This is a genomic window from Methanosarcina sp. UBA411 (genome assembly GCF_002495725.1).
Lineage (GTDB): Archaea > Halobacteriota > Methanosarcinia > Methanosarcinales > Methanosarcinaceae > Methanosarcina.
In genome coordinates this window covers 1-16,887 of the sequence record NZ_DAGK01000029.1, presented here as the reverse complement: position 1 = coordinate 16,887, position 16,887 = coordinate 1, and the positions used below count along the sequence as shown (strand labels likewise).

Sequence of the window (16,887 nt, the reverse complement as noted above, 5' to 3'; positions counted from 1 at the left end):
GAAAATGTATCCCACTGCGTTTTTAACTGATTTTACGTTTGACCGTGATAGGAATAACTCCGGCCTTCAACTCTTCAATAGCAAGATTAAGAGGATCCAACCGCCCGTCATCTTCAACAAGGACAGGAGCTCCCATTGCAATTTGCAATGCTCTTGCACCTATGATCCGTGCACGCTCGAACCGGGTATACTTTTCCTTGACCAACTGATCACCCTGAAATTTAAAAACGCTCCGATGAATTCCAATTATTTAGAATCATGATAAGTTTGATATTTACAGTACATGCCTTAAAACCAGCACCCTGGAAATAGGGAAATGGGACCGCTGAGATTCGAACTCAGGTTCCGGCGTCCCGAACGCCGAAGGATGGACCAAGCTACCCTACGGTCCCTTACTGGTACGGCGAAAGCACATCGACGAGTTCAACATGGCTCAGCATCATTCTGCGACAGCAGTAGCGGGTGATCCCAAGATCATCCAGCACTACGGCAGCGTTTTCGCCATCACTAACACGTCTTTTGTACTCATCCCAATAGTTTGAGATTACTTTTCCACATGAGAAACATCGGACTGGGATCATAGTCTTACCTGTAAGATTTCTGGTATTTAGCCCTTGCTCCAGGTCCACCAAAGTTCTTTGATTCTTTCTGCCTGGAATCGCTTACAAGTAAATTGCGGTCATAGCTTGCGAAGTTATCTCTAATGATTGTGTCGTTTGTCCACTCCACAATACCTCTGGCAACTGCGGTCCTTACCGCATTAGCCTGCCCGATAATCCCGCCGCCCCGAACATCTACATTTATATCAAGTCCGGAGACCACTTCATCTCCTGCGATCAGCAGGGGCTCTGAGATCTTCATCATTACAAGCTCTGGTTTATATAGCTCGAGCGGAATTTTGTTGATCCTGACCTTACCGGTTCCTTTCGTGACTGTTGCACGTGCAGTTGCAGTCTTGTGCTTTCCAGATGAATTAACTACTTTGACCATGAGGACTCACCCTTAGAATTTTGAACCCAATTTCTGGCTTACTTCACCAAGCTCAATATATTTACTGGAGCTTAAAAGCCTCATATCGGCATCTGCAATTGTGATTGTTTCAGTGCCCTTGAGTTCAGAGGGAACACCTACATAGACTTTGAGCCTGGACATTGCGTCCCTGCCTCTTGCTCTCTTATAGGGCAGCATGCCACGGATAGTCCTCTTAAGGATGCGTTCCGGACGCTTCGGGAAGTAAGGCCCGAATTCCGTAGCACCTCTTTCCCGGGTTCCCCGGTATTCTTTGAGGGTGGTCGCCCTTGAGCCAGAAATTACGGCTTTTTCAGCATTCACAATATAAATCTCTTCGTCTCCTGAAAGCAACTGTTTTGCAACTGTACTTGCAAGACGTCCTAGAATAAGCCCATTTGCATCGATAACCGTCATCTTCGACACCTCAGCGGAAAATCCGGATACCGGACCCTTTTGGATTTGCTTCCATTATCTCTTCGAGACTCAGGCACTTGCCACCGGCTTCAGTGATCTTTTCAACTGCGGAGTCACTGAAGGTTAGAGCCGCAACAGTTACGGAGTGGTCAAGTAGACCTGCGCCCAGAACTTTTCCCGGAATAAGCAGAACATCGTCCTCTGCCGTGTGCCTGTTAATCTTACTTATATTCACAGCCGCATAGTTTCTGGACGGCATCTCAAGACGTCTCGCGATATCCTTCCAGATGGGGGCAGTGTTTGCATTTGCCCTATCTTTCAGGGTAAGAATCAGGGAAACGATTCTTGGATTTGTTTTTTTTGTCAGTTTTACCAGTGATTTTTTACCCAATGTATGTTCCTCCGCAAGATTTGTAGAAATCTCACTCACGCGGAAAAAAATTCCCTATCGCGTTCGAACATCGCTATAACTGCTTCTTCGGAATCTCAATCCAGAAGTAGCAAATTTAAAGAACAAGCGATTAGTCGGAATTGGTATGATGTGAATAACATTTCTAGTACATAAAGATTATGTGCACCTTAGTTCAGATTTATGAGAATTCCAAATAATAATCTTTTTTGTCTCTGATATTTTTTTCTCTCTGTTTGCTCATAAGCTCAATCATCCTTTTACTTATTAATTAGAAAACTCGCTTTCGGAGTTAATCAATATAATGAAGATGTATCAGAAAGAAATCCTATTTTTATAATATTAAACGAATTACTACTTGGGGAATAATCAACGTTGAGGAAGCGAGAAACCTCGCATAACATTATTATCCATTTATGAGCAGGCGGCAAACGAGTTTAGACTTCCTTATGTGTGTCGTTAATAATTACTGCGCCTAGTACGAAACATGAAATATGCTAATGGGGAGCGGGTGATATTATTATGCCGACAGTTATTCAATACCTTCTGGATAGATTAAAGCAACTGGGAATAAGGGATATTTTCGGCGTGCCGGGAGACTTTGCATTTCCTATCAACAACGCCGTCTGTGATGATAAGGAGCTTCGTTGGATAGGCTGCTGCAATGAACTGAATGCTGCTTATGCTGCTGATAGCTATGCTCGTATTAAAGGTATGTCGGGGTTGTCTACTACTTTTGGCGTAGGTGAACTGTCGGCGTTATGCGGTATAGCAGGCTCTTACGCGGAGTACAATCTGGTATTCCATATTGTCGGCATGCCAAAAATGCAGGCACAGAAGAGACACGATATAGTGCATCACTCACTTGGTGACGGAGAATCTAGTATATTTATGGAGATGGCTGCACCAGTAGTATGTGCGAGTACAATGCTTACTCCGGAAAACTGCGTTGAAGAAGTCGAGCGAGTCATCGCAGCAGCTCTGGAAAATCATCGTCCTGTCTACATTGCAATACCTCATGACTATGTGAATGTAGAAATCTCATCTTTTACGGCACCAAAAGAAACACCTGTAAAAAGCGATCCTGCGACTCTTGAAGAAGTAGTCTCGACTATTGCAGGTAAACTATCGAATGCAAAACAAGCCTGTATTATGCCGGGTTTTCTTGTTGACCGTTTTGATCTCAAGGATCTGACTATGGCTGTTATCAACGCTTCGGGCTTGCCTTATGTTACTATGGCGCTGGATAAGTCGGTGCTTGATGAGACTAATCCCTCCTACCTGGGATTATACATGGGACAGCTTATTAATCCTGAAATCAGGGAATTTGTGGAATCTTGCGACTGTATACTGGCCATAGGCACTATTCCTTCTGATATTAACATGGGAATGTTCACGGCAAAGCTGGATAAATCTCGAATTATCAATATCATGCCTTCCAGTGTTCATATAGGGTATACTGATCACATCAATGTGAAAATGCTTGATGTATTGGAGGAACTCTCTAAAAGGCTCAACAAGCGTACCGATATCAAGGGACCCGTGGCCAGACGGCTCTCAACTCCAAAAGTAAATCATGAAGATCTGATAACAGCTGACTATTTATACACAAAGTATGCAGAATTCTTTAAGCCCGATGATATAATTATAGCTGATTCAAGTTCATCCTTTTACGGATTACTGCCTCTGGTTTTACCTAAAGGAGCTAAGTTCGAGAGCGAGATGCTTTGGGGAGCGATTGGCTGGGCTACTCCTGCTTCCTTTGGCGCTGCACTGGCTGCACCTGACCAGCGAGTGATCCTTATTACTGGAGAAGGATCACACCAGATGACAGCTCAGGAGATTAGCCAATTTTATCGCTATGGTCTAAAGCCTATTATCTTCGTGCTGAACAATCAAGGCTACCTGATAGAAAAAATGCTATCTGAAAAATTAGATTATTGCTATAATGACCTTGCAGAGTGGCAATACCATAAATTGCCAGAGGTGCTTGGTTGCAATAACTGGATAATGAGAAAGGTTACTACCTGCGGTGAGTTAGATAAAACTATGGAAGAGTTAGGTAGCACTAAAACAGGTGCATATATTGAGGTAGTTACGCCAAAGTTGTCGGCTTCCCCGCTTATGGAAGAAATTCACAAGAACTTGTAAGCGTTATAAACTAAACCTATTAAGGATTTGTCCTCAAGGATATATTTTTAGGTTCTGTATTTGATATTTGATCAGAACCTATCCGAAAAGTTTTGTGATTTACTGTATCGTTATAGGCACTATGCACAACGGAATGAATATTTATGCATAGACCGAAGTAACTTACATAATATGCTAAAACGACTAATCTTATGAACCCTTAACTATTTTTAGACAAAATTAGATAATCAAACGTCTTCCTTATTTTGAGACCATAACAACTTTATAGACTTTAAAAGAATTTTAATGCATAGGACTGAATTTTCATTAGTTCAACTGCCAATTCCTAGAGTTAAAAGAGGTTATTTGCGTAGAATGTTTTAAAAAGAGGTCATGTATATGGATAGTTCTTCTTTGGAGCTTGGTCTAGCTTACGAATTCAAGTTCAAAATACCAGAGAATAATACTGTTTCTTTCTTTTATCCAGAATCACCTGAATTTCAGGTTATGCCAAAAGTTTTTGCTACTGGGTTCATGGTTGGATTATTTGAATGGGCTTTCATTAAGGCAATAAATCCCTATCTAGACTTCCCTGTTGAACAAACTATAGGCACCGATGTTAGATTGAACCATTAGGTGTCTACTCCCCCCGGTTTGACCGTTACGGTAAAGACAAAATTGGAAAAAATAGAGGGACGAAAGCTCACTTTTTCAATTATAGCTGATGATGGCGTTGAAAATATTTCTGAGGGCACTCGTGAGAGATTTATAACCGACACTGCCAAATTTAACTCCAAGGCAGAAGCCAAAGCTAAAAGTACCAATAATTGAAGGTATAATCATGCCTCATATAATGGAAATAATGGGAAAAACAAGGGTAATAGTAAAGGATGGTGAAGTAATCGATGTTGGAGAGCCTGAACTTGAATGGTGTCCTCTCATTGAAAAGCTAAGCGGTGTCCAGAAAATCACCTCTGAAGAAGTCAAAAAGAATGTAGAGTTCAAAATAAAAAAATACGGAATGTTCACAGCCAGGCGCCATCTCCTTGGGAGTGATACTTTTGTAGCTTTTGGAGCCTCAGAAATAATGATGTCTAGTTTGCGCAGCGGTTTTCTTGATGCAACTGTAACCGCCTGCGACGGAGCAGGAACTGTTATATCCAACAATCCAGAACTTGTCCAGGGTATCGGAGGCAGGATGTCAGGTTTGGTCGAAACTGAACCCATTGAGGATGTTATAAATGGAATTCAAAAACTTGGCGGAATTGTGCTTGATACTAAAACTGCATCAATAGACCCTGTTGGAGGAGTAAGGAAAGCTGCAGAACTTGGTTACAAAAAGGTTGCAGTAACCACTGCTGATTCAAAAACTGCAAAAAAGCTGAGAGAACTGGAAGCTGAATTTGGTCTTGAACTTATCGTAATTGCTGTGCATGTTACAGGCGTCAGCAAGGAAGAAGCTCAAGGTCTTCTGGAAAATTCAGATTTGGTGGTCGGGTGCGCTTCTAAATATATAAGGGAGCTTGCAAAACCCATAGTTCAAGTAGCTGCTGCAATTCCACTCTTTGCCCTCACTAAGAAAGGAAAAGAATTAGTTATTGAGAGGGAAAAAGATATTGAAGGCCCAATTTTGATAACAACTACAGAATTACCAGTTTTGCCTAAGCATAAGCAGCCGCGAGATTTGAAATAAAGGGTTATGTGTGGTCTGTGGGAACCTTGAGTATTTTTCAGTTTGCTTAGAGCTTATTTATTGTTCAGCTCCAAAAGACACACAACACGCTAACACTTATTTTTTGGATAGGTACTAAGAGCCTATTCGAAAAGTATTGTAATCAACTGATACCTTTTAAAATGGCGACGCCTACAATCGAAGTAGGTACTAGGATATTACGGATCTACTGTACTTTAAAAGGAATTGAAAATCATAAATCGATAAAATTCTCTTCCCAGTTAGACAGTTAGCATAAATTATTAAGAAGAAGAGCGGAGTACAGAGTCGGCAATCTTCCAGAAAATTGCTTCGATATTGCATCCGAACTTTTTTGCTACAATAAGAGCCACGACTCGGATATCCACAAGATAGGAAAGCTGGTCCTGCATGAAATTAATCTCGGAAACTAATTTTTGCCGGTTTACCCCGATATCTGCGGAGATAAATTCCAGAACTTGTTCAAAGGAAATTTCCTCTTTTACCGCTGTTTTTTCTCCGGAGCTTCTCGAGCTCTCGAGAAAATTCTCCGACGGCTTGAAAGCATGCGGAATCCGGATACTTTCCACATCAAAACCGGGCATAAGAACTCCTCCTTTAAGTATAAGAAAGCCTTCTTCAAGGGCTTTTTCTTTTACTTTTGAGGCAGTTTTTGGGGAAAACCATTTCAGGTCAAAAGCCAGGGAATATTCAAAATCTTTTTCCGAAAGAGAAGCTGCAAGAGTTTTTTTAAAAGGAACAGAGACTACGCGTTTAAGTTCTTCCATTAACTACCCTCTTAAAAATTGGTAATGGCAAGGAGAGTACAATATAATATTGTAAGTATAATATTATTGAAAGTATAATTTGTATCAAGAGTATCCATTATTAAGTGTATACTATACTAATTTAAGATGAAAAAGTCTAAAATCACGAAATTTAAGATAAAAATTTAAAAATTAAAAGGTTCCAGCTCAGGATTTTCCATCCTGGACTATGCTGGAGTAAAGTCTTCCTAAAAAGGAAAGTTTAAAGTGTTACAAGTTTGGCATCAAGGATTCCATCGACTTTCCGGACTTCCTCAAGGATCGGGTCAGAAACTTCAGAGTCTACGTTAAGTACCATCATGGTTACGCCTCCGATTTCTGATCTGCCAACCTGCATGCCTGAGATATTAATATTGTTTTTACCGAGCACCAAGCAGCATGGTCCGATAACATTGGGTCTGTTGATGTGTTTGGCAAAAATCATACGGCCTGCAGGGAAGATATCCACTCTGTCGTCATCGATTGCAACGATCTTTGGCTCATCTCCGACAACAGTACCTGCAACCAGTTTTGTCTGGCCGTTGCTGCTAAGTCTGATACTGATAGTTGAAGCGTATTCCTCAGAAGATTCGGATTTGCTCTCAACGACTGCAATCTTTCTAGACTTTGCAAGAGTTGGGGCGTTGACATAGTTTACTCCGGAACCGAGAGCCATCTCAAGCAGCCCTTTAAGTGCAGAGACTGTAAGAGGTCTTGTATCCTTTCCGGAAATCTCTCCATTGTACCTGATTTCTACCTTTTCGTAATTTCCATCTACGAGTTGCCCTGCAATCTTGCCCATAATCTCCGAGAGCCTGATGTAAGGAGCAAGAACTGCCATAGCTTCTGGTTTTACCGAGGGGATATTGATTGCATTCTTTGCAGTCCCGCCTGTAAGGACGGAAACTATTTCCTTTGCAATCTCAACTGCCACATTGATCTGAGCTTCTTGAGTGGAGGCTCCAAGATGAGGAGTGACTACAACATTGTCAAAATTCAGGAGAGGGCTGTTAAAAGGAGGCTCTTCAACGAAAACGTCTATTGCTGCGCCGGCTATTTTTCCACTTTCAATAGCTTTTGCCAGGGCTTCTTCGTTGATAATGCCACCACGAGCACAATTGATAACTCTGGTTGTGGGCTTCATCAGGGCAAACTGCTCTTCATCAAGAGTGTTTCTAGTTTCTTTAATAAGAGGTGTGTGCACGGTGATGTAGTCGGCTTCTTTTGCGATTTCGTTAACTGTTGCCAGCTTGACTCCAAGCTCGGTAGCTCGCTTTTCAGAAACGAATGGATCATATCCCATAAGGTTCATTTCAAGCCCTGACGCCCTTTTTGCGACTTCGGAACCTATCCTCCCGAGACCTATGACGCCCAGAGTCTTGCCTTTGACCTCAACGCCCGTGAATTTATTGCGTTTCCATTCCCTGGCTTTCAGGGAAGCATTTGCCTGGGGGATGTTCCTGGACATTGCCATCATCATGGCAATTGTGTGCTCTGCTGCCGAAATCATGTTGCCTTCGGGAGAGTTAGTCACAATAATGCCTTTCTTTGTAGCTGCATCCACATCAATATTGTCAACTCCAACCCCGGCTCTCCCGATAACTTTCAGGTTGTCGGCAGCTTCGATAATCTTCTGAGTGACCTGGGTGCCGCTGCGTATTACAAGTGCATCGTAATCCTTAATTTTTTTCACCAGCTCTTCTTCGGAAAGCCCGGTGGAAACGTCAACCGTAAAGTGTTCTTTTAGAATCTCCAAACCTTCATTGGAGAGTGAATCACTGACCAATACTTTCATGTCAATTTCTCCAGATCAATAAGATAAGCATGAATATTTAATCTTAATAGAGAATACCAATCAACCTAATCACACTTAAGCGTTATCACACGTATTCAGAGGTAAACTCTTCTATTTTTATCTCTTTTGTAGTTTTCTTCCCTACACGATTATCCTACAAGCCTTATTATCCCTATCTTTGGTTCGTAACACTGCCCGCCTGCAAGCAGAGCACGGATAACCTCTTCTACAACCTGCTCAGGAATGCCTCTGGAAGCCGCAGAATCAATAAAAGCTGCATAATCAACTCCTTTGCTTCCGCCCATTTCCTTGAGCAATTCGAGAACGAATTCCTTCTGGTCAGCCTTGGCACTGGTACTGTTTTCTGAGTCCAAATCCAGTGTTTTGAGGCCCTCTCTGATGGAAGTCCGAAGTATTTTTGCAAACTCACCACGAGAGTATTCCCGTTGAAGCGCAATGGCAATTCCTTCCGTAAGCTCGGAAGAAATGCCTCTTCCCAGGAGGTATTCCCGAAGTTCCTCTCCATGATATCCACTGGCCAGAGCATCCGAGAAGGCTTCAAGCCTCTCAACGGTCTGTTCTGCAGTGTCAACAATCCATCTGTTGCGGATTTCTTCGTCTACCACATTTACTTCTTCAGCTCGAATAGAGACAAAAACCGAGCCGGGCTCTGGCTCGTAGGTTCTTGCTTTTCCTGTAAGGGCAATGAAAGAAGGAACCTGTACTGTTGAAAAGAATATCAAAGCCTCAGGTTGGTACTGGCCTGCGTATACGGTGAAGGCCCCTGTGGGATCAACTATTCTTGCCTTCCACATCTCACTCTGTGTTCCGATATTATCAAGTTCCGTGACTACTCCAACTACAAAAACTCGATTAAGAATAAGTCCCAGAGGGCTGATAAGCAGGTTTGGAGTTTTTGAATCTGTAGCTTCCGAGTCAGGCCTTTCGGATTTTTCGAGTTCTCTGCAGGCTTCGAATTCTCTTGCAAAAACTCTTTTTGCAACTTCTCGTTTAAGCAAGCTCAATTCCTCCCCTGGAAACCTGTGAATTTTTATCCGATCCATCCTCTTCATCTGGCCCGAGTCTGCGAAGGAGTTCAACTACCCTCACTGCAATATCCTCTTCAGGTACCCAGGCGCTTTCAGCTACGAAAGAAATCCCAAATTCACTTTTTGAAGAGTTTCCGCGTATTGCAAGGTAGCGACCTGTAAGAAAACGCTTTATATCTTCATAGACTGCGTCTTTTGAGACATCAGAAAACATCAGCTGTTCGGCTTCTTCAAGAGTTTTTCCATAGATAGTTTCCGCAAGCTCTCTTGGAAACGTAACTGACATGGAGCCTGTTCCGTCATCAAGTACGGCTTTGATCCGCATGTCCCATATGCCTTCTACTTTGCCGTGTACTCTACAGTTTCCTTTCTGTATTACACGGCTGCATTCAGGGCAGCGGGAGATTATGCCTGAACCAGGCCTGACTGAAACCAGGTTGCCTGCGACGGACACATCAAACATGCTATCTCTTGAATCTATTTCTTCTATTTTTATTGGCACTGGATCTTTTGCGACGGATTCGAAGGTAAATGCAAGTTTTTCGGCTTCTTCTGGCCCGGCCGAGGAGACTTTTGTGCTGCTGAGGATATTTACTGATGGCATTCCCCTGAATATCCTGACTTGAGCTCCATCGATTCGGATAATGCTCCCTATATCAATGCCATCCAGTTCAATCCAGGATGTAAAAGGCAGCCTGCCGGTCTCGTCCGCGAGTACGCCTGAAATCACTCTGGATTGGCGCCCTTTTACAAGGACTTCCCTATAGGAAAGCTGAAGAATGCAGGCAACGGTATCTACGGAAAAATCGGCAGCTCTTATGTCAATTAACTTTTTTTTCTGGCTTGCTGAAAGTTCGGATAAGGAAGGAAGCAATGAGTCCGAAATCTTCGACACAAGAGACTGTTCTCCTATGGAAAGCCTGATCCTGTTCTGCCAGATGCGTACATAGGCATTTTTGACGTTAATCACATCCCCTACAGAACCTGGAAGCTCTTTCCAGGAAGAAAACTGAACTGAGCCGGTTTCGTCTGCAAGCACGCCGGTATAAAGCCTGGAAGGCTTTTCCTGAGCCTCTGCCTGCGAGCGTATTGATTTCTCCCCAAGATCCAGGATCCTTCCTGTAAACTCAAAGTTCTTAAGATTAGCAGACAGATCCTTTACTTTCAAAATTCTTTTCTTTTCTCCAAACTTGCGGAGAATACTCTCTTTTGCAATGTCAGGTGGGACACGGAAGGCAATGAGTTTCTCAAACTCTGCCCGGATGCCAGTCTTTTCAAGGTCTCCAAGCGCCCTGGTTAACTCTTCAAGGTGGGGCGCAATCTTCTCATCCATTTTTAGGCCTCCATTCGAGACAATAATAGAAATAAAATTTCCGTGTAATATCGGATTTTACAGTATTTAAGGCTTTAATTAAAGACTAATTTCCTCTATCGTAGAGGATAGTGAACTATTATTTAAGGATAGCTGTTTAGAATTTTTGATTTACAAAGGTATATTTACTTCGGGATAAAATTCTTTCCTAACAAATTATTGAGAGAGACTTTTCCTAAAAACCGATAAAAAACCTGAAAAAGGAAGGCTTTCTTTCTTCTAATAATTTAAAGCCTGACAAAGGAGATGGAAGCTTCAAAATGTAAATGGAGAACTAATATGAGAAGAATAAAAGGAATTAATTTCAAAGCTTTTAAGCTGACAGCGCTTGCAATTATTCTGGCAGCTCTCTGCACCTGCTCGGCTGCCTCAGCCTCTAGTTTAAGGGTAAGTTCGGCCACAGAGGGGGATTATATCTCTATACAGGCCGCAATCGATGAAGCAGAGGCCGGAGACACTATTTTTGTAAGCCCTGGAACCTATGTTGAAAATCTTAAAATAAATAAAGAGGTTCGAATCTGGGCGGAGTCTAGAAATCCAGAGGAGACAGTGATAAAAGCAGCTGATCCCACGAAAGGCACTGTTGAAGTCAGTGTGGACCGGGCATCTTTCAGCGGGTTTGCCATTGAAGGCTCGGAAAAAGTGGGAATCTTGCTCACAGGGGTTAAAAGCTGCTATATTAACAACAACAGAGTCCAGGGAGCCGAGTATGGTATTCTTCTCAAAGATTCCGAAAGCAATACCATAAGCAACAATCTCATTACCCTTGATGATATAGGAATAAGGCTCGAAAGCTCAAACTCAAATGATATCTCTGACAATAAAATCGCCTATAATTACGGTCCAGGAATCTCACTTGAGGCAAGCAGCAAGAACCTAATCTATAATAATTATTTCAAAAACGCTGAAAATGTGGAAGAAGAAGCCGTAAACGCAGAAAATATCTGGCAAAGCCCCCTTAAAACAAAACCGAATATCGTCCGGGGCCCTTACATCGGAGGGAATTTCTGGGCAGATCTTGAAGGCAGGGGCTACAGTGAGACCGGTGTGGACGAAAACAGCAACGGAATTTGCGACGCCTCGTATAACATTACAGGTGGAGGAACCGATAATTACCCGCTTTTCCCAAAAGTCCCAAACGCCGTTAAAGCCCTTGAAAGCAGCCTGAATGCCAGTGCTTATAAGCAGGGCCTGGCCGACAGGGAGAAAGCAACCAGTTCCGAAATCATGGTAAACGAAACCAATGAAACTAATAAAACCAACGAAAATACAGCACCAGCAGCCGAAAATGCTACCAAGGCAAATGCTTCAGAAGAAAAAGAATCACCTGGCCCGGGTGCTGGAATTCTGACGATAGCTATAGGCTCGGCTTATTTCCTGAGACGGAACAGGTAAAGAAAAAAGGAAAATAAAGGCATAAAGCTGGAAAGATGAGAGAAATAAGAGTAACAAGTTTAATGAGAGAATGTTGAAATAAAGTTGAAAAAACTAAAAGGAAGTTGAAAGAAAACTTGAGATGTCCAAAAAGGATGGTGGGAAGTCTCACTATCCTTAACCTGATTTTCTTATTACTTTTTTCATCTTAAATTTCACTATTTTGCCACTACATATCCTGACATTGTTTTATTGCTGCTGCCATTTGCGTTTTTCACTGTCAAGCTGACGGTATATTTTCCTGCTTTACTGTATTTATGTGCAGGGTTCTTCCGGGTTGTTTTCCTAACCTTGAAGATTCTGAATGCAGCAACAGGTGTTTTTGATGCTTCGTTTTAAATATCGCGCATGTAAATGTCGGAGTGGTATCCGTAATCGTATAGCCATACTATTGTGTTACCATAAATAGCAGGCTGGTATGCTAATTCATTGGCACTAATTCTCATTTTCTTCTTAGTGGAAATATCGTACATGAAGATACCATGATTTGTTCCACCATCATCCTCACCGCCATCATCCTCCCATACTATCCTGTTCCCATAAATAGCTGGAGCTGCCTGCTTATCTGGACTGCTGGTTATCTGAGTTTCCGTTTTAGTTGAGAGGTCATACATGTAGACATCAATGTTTCCATTGCGATCACTGGAGTACACTATCCTGTTACCGTAAATAGCAGGCTGGTATGCTAATTCAGCAGGACTAATTCTCATTTTCTTCTTAGTGGAAATATCGTACATGAAGATGCCATGATTTACCCAACCGTCATCCTCACCGCCATCATCCTGCCACACTATCCTGTTACCATAAATCGCAGGATGTGTCTGAGCATCTGGACTGCTGGTTATCTGAGTTTCCTTGGAGGTTGAAAGATCATACATGTAAACATCAGTGTTTCCACTGCGAGTCCTGGAGTATACTATCCTGTTGCCGTAAATAGCAGGATCGTATGCTAATTCAGTAGGACTAATTCTCATTTTCTTCTTAGTGGAAACATCGTACATGAAAATGCCATGATTTGTTCCACCATCATCCTCACCACCATCGTCCTGCCACACTACCCTGTTTCCATAGATTGCAGGATGTGTCTGATTATCTGGACTGCTGGTTATTTGAGTTTCCTTGGAAGTGGAACGATCGTACATGTATATATCTGCGTTTCCACTGCGATAATCTTCCCATACTATCTTATCACTGTAGATGGAAGGACCACCTGCTGATCCACTGGTTGTGATCCGAGTTTCATTGCTGGAGTTATTGTCATCCTGAGGTGGCTCTTGAGACCAGGTAAGAGTGGCCATGTAAATGTCGGAGTTCCTATTGCGATAGTCCTGCCACACGATCCTGTCACCATATATTACAGGGTTATATGTTCCAGCTACAGGATCATCTACTGATTCATTGGTTGTGATCCGGGTCTCTGTGGAAGTAGAGATATCATACATGTAAATATCCGGATGGTCACTTCTATAGTCCTCCCACACTATCCTGTTCCCGTAGATAGAAAGGCTTTTTTTGTATGATTCATTGGTGGAAATTTTAGTTTCTGTGGATGTGGATATATTGTACAAGTATAAGTTGACACTATCTTTCTCATAAACTATTTTATCACCATAAATAGCAGGTTTTGATCCATCGGCGGTAATCAGAGTTTTCTTATTAGTGGAGAGCTCATAAACGTAGATGCCGAACCTGCTTTCATTGAGACAGTCATACCACACTACTTTATCACCACAGATCTTTGGATGAGGATTGTCCCAGCATCCCAATGCAGTGGTAGCAATCGAGGTCTCGTTATGGGCGGAAAGATCATACACATAAATATCCGTTTCTCCATCTCCATCACGATTCTCACGAAAATCCTGCCATATTATTTTGTCACCATAGATAGCAGGATTAAACTGAAGTGATTCATTAGTAGTTATTTGGGTCTCCTCGGATGTAGAAAGGTTGTACATATAGATATCAGGACTGGAAATGCCGTTGCGCTCATCCTCCCACACAATCCTGTCCTCGTAAATATCAGGCCAACTTTGCCATGATTCATTAGTAGTAATCTGTATTTCTTTGGAAGTAGACAGGTCGTACATGTAAATATCCAGATTACCATTACGCGTGTCATGCCATACTATCTTATCGCCATATATATCAGGCTGCATTTGATCTGATACATTGGAAGTTATTCGAGTCTCAGTAACCGTGGGCGAAACGTTTTCCGCAGTAACTGTCGATGCTGTTGATAAAACTAAAAACAAAGCAAGGGCTATTGAAATTAAACTTGTCTTATATACAGTCATTAGTTTATTCATTATTCTCATCTCTGATTTTTGATCCAGAACTTTTAATTTCAATTAATGAAGTTTTATGTACCAAACTTAAATTTTTTCTTTTAACTCTTTTATTTATAAAAGTCAGTTTTTGGTAATTTGTAAAAAAGTTTAATTTTATAAAATCAGAGATATGTAGAGGCTATGGAATCTTTGTTGCGAAAATATATGGGAAATTTTCAGGATCTTAAATGAGCTCAAAAAAGGGTGTTAGTTCAAAAAAGAGTGTTAAGTAATTAGATTTAAGAGTTATTGAATAATAGTTAGCACGAAATCTTAGGATGTTCTAAATCAAGTCGAATATGCCCTTTTTCGCGAGATTCGATTAACGATCTCCCACTCCTCATTACCTTTGGACATTTTTATCTAAGACTGATGAGTCCCAAAAATTTACAATTAAGTTTTTGAAGTTGCTGTCATTTTGTTACCTTTATGTATTTGTACTTAGTCTTGAGTGTACTTCCGTCCGCATTTGTTGCTGTATGTTTGACCGTATAATATCCTGCTTTTGAATATGTATGCGTCGGACTCTTTACTGTTGAATAAGTCCCGTCTCCGAAATCCCATTTCCATGATGTAGGGGATCCTTTGCTTGTCTCTTTAAATGTTACTTTTAATGGCGCTTTTCCTGAGATCGGCGTTCCCCAGAAATCTGCAACTGGAGCTTTTGAACCTATTGTCACTTTTATGTAGTTTGCTTTATTTTTTGTACTACTACCTGCTGTATTTGTTGCTGTAAGTTTAACCGTATAAGTTCCTGCTTTTGAATATGTGTGTGTTGGTTTCTTTTCTGTTGACGATGTTCCATCACCGAAATCCCATTTCCATGCAGTTGGTGATCCTTTGCTTGTCTCTGTAAATGTTACCTTTAGTGGAGCATTTCCTGAAAGTTGTGATCCCCAAAAATCTGCAACCGGTTTTGTCGCAGCTGTTGTCACTGTTATATAATTTGATTTTTTAACCGTATTACTTCCAGCTGCATTTGTTGCTGTCAATGTTACTGTGTATTTTCCTGCTTTGGAATACTTATGTGTTGGATTTTTGGCTGTTGAAGTTGTTCCGTCTCCAAAATTCCATTTCCATGAATTAGGAGTTCCTGTGCTTTTGTCATTAAATACAACGTTTAATGGTGCTTTTCCTGATGTCGGAGAAGCCGAAAACTCAGCAACTGGTTTTGTTGCAGCTGTTGTTACTGTTATATAATTTGATTTTTTAACCGTGTTACTTCCAGCTTTATTTATTGCCGTAAGTGTTACTGTATATTTCCCTGCTTTTGAATACTTATGTGTTGGATTTTTGGCTGTTGACGATGTTCCGTCTCCGAAATTCCATTTCCATGAATTAGGAGTTCCTGTACTTTTATCCTTAAATGCAACTGTTAATGGTGCATTTCCTGAGGTTGGGGATGCAGAAAATGAAGCAGCCGGAGCTTGGGAAGCTCCGGTCACCTTTATGTATTTATATTTGGTCTTAGTTGTACTTCCGTCCGCATTTGTTGCTGTCAGCTTAACAGTGTAATTTCCTGCTTTTGAATATGTATGCGTCGGACTCTTTACTGTTGAATAAGTCCCGTCTCCGAAATCCCATTTCCATGATGTAGGTGATCCTTTGCTTGTCTCTGTAAATGTTACCTTTAATGGCGCTTTTCCTGAGAGTGGCGATCCCCAGAAATCTGCAACCGGTTTTGTTGCAGCTGTTGTTACTGTTATATAATTTGATTTTGTTGCTGTATTGCTACCTGCAGAGTTAGTTACTGTAAGTGTTACTTTGTATTTTCCTGCTTTGGAGTACTTATGTGTCGGATTTTTGGCTGTTGATGATGTTCCGTCTCCAAAATTCCATTTCCATGCAGTTGGCGTTCCTTTGCTGGTATCCTTAAATGCAACGTTTAATGGTGCTTTTCCTGAGGTTGGGGATGCAGAAAATGAAGCAGCCGGAGCTTGGGAAGCTCCGGTCACCTTTATGTATTGATATTTTGTCTTGATTGTACTTCCGTCCGCATTTGTTGCTGTCAGCTTAACAGTGTAATTTCCCGCTTCTGAATATGTATGCGTCGGACTCTTTACTGTTGAATAAGTCCCGTCTCCGAAATCCCATTTCCATGATGTAGGTGATCCTTTGCTTGTCTCAGTAAATGTCACTTTTAATGGTGCTTTTCCTGAGAGTGGCGATCCCCAAAAATCTGCAACTGGAGCTTTTGAACCTATTGTTACTGTTATGTAGTTTGCTTTATTTTTTGTACTACTACCTGCTTCATTTGTTGCTGTAAGTTTAACCGTATAAGTTCCTGTTTTTGAATATGTGTGTGTTGGGCTCTTTTCTGTTGACGATGTTCCATCACCAAAATCCCATTTCCATGACGTTGGTGATCCTTTGCTTGTCTCTGTAAATGTTACCTTTAGTGGAGCATTTCCTGAAAGTTGCGATCCCCAGAAATCTGCAACCGGTTTTGT

General features: G+C 41.6%; 15 protein-coding genes, 1 tRNA gene and 1 pseudogene. 4 read left to right on the top strand and 13 right to left on the bottom strand.

Annotated features, from left to right (window positions below):
• Positions 1-22: 22 nt before the first annotated feature.
• The 6 genes from BP861_RS11135 to BP861_RS11110 all read right to left on the bottom strand — a co-directional run bounded on the left by BP861_RS11135 (position 23) and on the right by BP861_RS11110 (position 1,816).
• Positions 23-205, bottom strand: coding sequence for a DNA-directed RNA polymerase subunit K (locus tag BP861_RS11135; protein WP_292375528.1), 183 nt, complete (start codon positions 203-205; stop codon positions 23-25).
• A 112-nt stretch (positions 206-317) separates the two neighbouring features.
• Positions 318-392: transfer RNA gene (locus tag BP861_RS11130), tRNA-Pro, on the bottom strand.
• Positions 393-581: a DNA-directed RNA polymerase subunit N gene (locus BP861_RS11125; protein WP_292375527.1), complete on the bottom strand. Its 189-nt coding sequence runs from the start codon at positions 579-581 to the stop codon at positions 393-395.
• A 4-nt stretch (positions 582-585) separates the two neighbouring features.
• Entirely contained in the window at positions 586-990 is a 405-nt protein-coding gene (locus BP861_RS11120) for a 30S ribosomal protein S9 (protein ID WP_292375525.1), read from the bottom strand.
• Between the two features lie 12 nt (positions 991-1,002).
• A complete protein-coding gene (locus tag BP861_RS11115; protein ID WP_292375523.1) occupies positions 1,003-1,425 on the bottom strand; it encodes a 50S ribosomal protein L13 in 423 nt (140 codons plus the stop codon).
• A gap of 10 nt (positions 1,426-1,435) precedes the next feature.
• Entirely contained in the window at positions 1,436-1,816 is a 381-nt protein-coding gene (locus BP861_RS11110) for a 50S ribosomal protein L18e (protein WP_292375521.1), read from the bottom strand.
• 540 nt (positions 1,817-2,356) lie between these two features.
• Between BP861_RS11110 and BP861_RS11105 the strand changes: the two genes are divergently transcribed.
• From BP861_RS11105 to BP861_RS11090, 3 genes and pseudogenes are all read left to right on the top strand, one after another.
• On the top strand, positions 2,357-3,985 hold the full coding sequence (locus BP861_RS11105; RefSeq protein ID WP_292375520.1) for an alpha-keto acid decarboxylase family protein: 1,629 nt from the start codon (positions 2,357-2,359) through the stop codon (positions 3,983-3,985).
• Positions 3,986-4,357: 372 nt separating this feature from the next.
• Positions 4,358-4,795, top strand: a pseudogene (locus tag BP861_RS16130) (thioesterase family protein).
• A 10-nt stretch (positions 4,796-4,805) separates the two neighbouring features.
• A complete protein-coding gene (locus tag BP861_RS11090) occupies positions 4,806-5,657 on the top strand; it encodes a methanogenesis marker 8 protein (protein ID WP_292375514.1) in 852 nt (283 codons plus the stop codon).
• 281 nt (positions 5,658-5,938) lie between these two features.
• Here BP861_RS11090 and BP861_RS11085 read toward each other — a convergent pair whose 3' ends face one another.
• From BP861_RS11085 to BP861_RS11070, 4 genes are all read right to left on the bottom strand, one after another.
• Positions 5,939-6,442: a DUF2240 family protein gene (locus tag BP861_RS11085; RefSeq protein ID WP_292375512.1), complete on the bottom strand. Its 504-nt coding sequence runs from the start codon at positions 6,440-6,442 to the stop codon at positions 5,939-5,941.
• A gap of 241 nt (positions 6,443-6,683) precedes the next feature.
• The gene (gene serA / locus BP861_RS11080) at positions 6,684-8,255 is read right to left on the bottom strand and encodes a phosphoglycerate dehydrogenase (protein WP_292375510.1); all 1,572 of its coding nucleotides are present in this window, start codon (positions 8,253-8,255) and stop codon (positions 6,684-6,686) included.
• A 149-nt stretch (positions 8,256-8,404) separates the two neighbouring features.
• Positions 8,405-9,274, bottom strand: a complete 870-nt coding sequence (locus tag BP861_RS11075; RefSeq protein ID WP_292375508.1) for an RPA family protein — start codon at positions 9,272-9,274, stop codon at positions 8,405-8,407.
• Complete coding sequence (locus BP861_RS11070) at positions 9,267-10,637, bottom strand: Single-stranded DNA binding protein (protein WP_292375506.1); 1,371 nt, start codon at positions 10,635-10,637, stop codon at positions 9,267-9,269. The genes BP861_RS11075 and BP861_RS11070 overlap by 8 nt, the downstream gene beginning before the upstream one ends.
• Positions 10,638-10,955: 318 nt before the next feature.
• Between BP861_RS11070 and BP861_RS11065 the strand changes: the two genes are divergently transcribed.
• Complete coding sequence (locus BP861_RS11065; protein ID WP_292375504.1) at positions 10,956-12,071, top strand: right-handed parallel beta-helix repeat-containing protein; 1,116 nt, start codon at positions 10,956-10,958, stop codon at positions 12,069-12,071.
• 197 nt (positions 12,072-12,268) lie between these two features.
• Here the strand turns inward: BP861_RS11065 and BP861_RS11060 are convergent, their stop codons facing one another.
• The 3 genes from BP861_RS11060 to BP861_RS11050 all read right to left on the bottom strand — a co-directional run.
• The gene (locus BP861_RS11060; RefSeq protein ID WP_292375530.1) at positions 12,269-12,409 is read right to left on the bottom strand and encodes a PKD domain-containing protein; all 141 of its coding nucleotides are present in this window, start codon (positions 12,407-12,409) and stop codon (positions 12,269-12,271) included.
• Positions 12,410-12,445: 36 nt separating this feature from the next.
• Positions 12,446-14,416, bottom strand: a complete 1,971-nt coding sequence (locus BP861_RS11055) for a hypothetical protein (protein WP_292375502.1) — start codon at positions 14,414-14,416, stop codon at positions 12,446-12,448.
• 434 nt (positions 14,417-14,850) lie between these two features.
• A partial coding sequence (locus BP861_RS11050; protein WP_292375500.1) for a PKD domain-containing protein occupies positions 14,851-16,887 on the bottom strand: 2,037 nt, incomplete at its 5' end.

Excerpts from the sequence above, each read along its gene's own strand:
- BP861_RS11065 (WP_292375504.1), top strand. The coding sequence starts at position 10,956 with ATGAGAAGAATAAAAGGAATTAATTTCAAAGCTTTTAAGCTGACAGCG.
- BP861_RS11085 (WP_292375512.1), bottom strand. The coding sequence starts at position 6,442 with ATGGAAGAACTTAAACGCGTAGTCTCTGTTCCTTTTAAAAAAACTCTT.
- BP861_RS11125 (WP_292375527.1), bottom strand. The coding sequence starts at position 581 with ATGATCCCAGTCCGATGTTTCTCATGTGGAAAAGTAATCTCAAACTAT.
- BP861_RS11105 (WP_292375520.1), top strand. The coding sequence starts at position 2,357 with ATGCCGACAGTTATTCAATACCTTCTGGATAGATTAAAGCAACTGGGA.
- BP861_RS11120 (WP_292375525.1), bottom strand. The coding sequence starts at position 990 with ATGGTCAAAGTAGTTAATTCATCTGGAAAGCACAAGACTGCAACTGCA.
- BP861_RS11090 (WP_292375514.1), top strand. The coding sequence starts at position 4,806 with ATGCCTCATATAATGGAAATAATGGGAAAAACAAGGGTAATAGTAAAG.
- serA (WP_292375510.1), bottom strand. The coding sequence starts at position 8,255 with ATGAAAGTATTGGTCAGTGATTCACTCTCCAATGAAGGTTTGGAGATT.
- BP861_RS11115 (WP_292375523.1), bottom strand. The coding sequence starts at position 1,425 with ATGACGGTTATCGATGCAAATGGGCTTATTCTAGGACGTCTTGCAAGT.
- BP861_RS11055 (WP_292375502.1), bottom strand. The coding sequence starts at position 14,416 with ATGAATAAACTAATGACTGTATATAAGACAAGTTTAATTTCAATAGCC.
- BP861_RS11070 (WP_292375506.1), bottom strand. The coding sequence starts at position 10,637 with ATGGATGAGAAGATTGCGCCCCACCTTGAAGAGTTAACCAGGGCGCTT.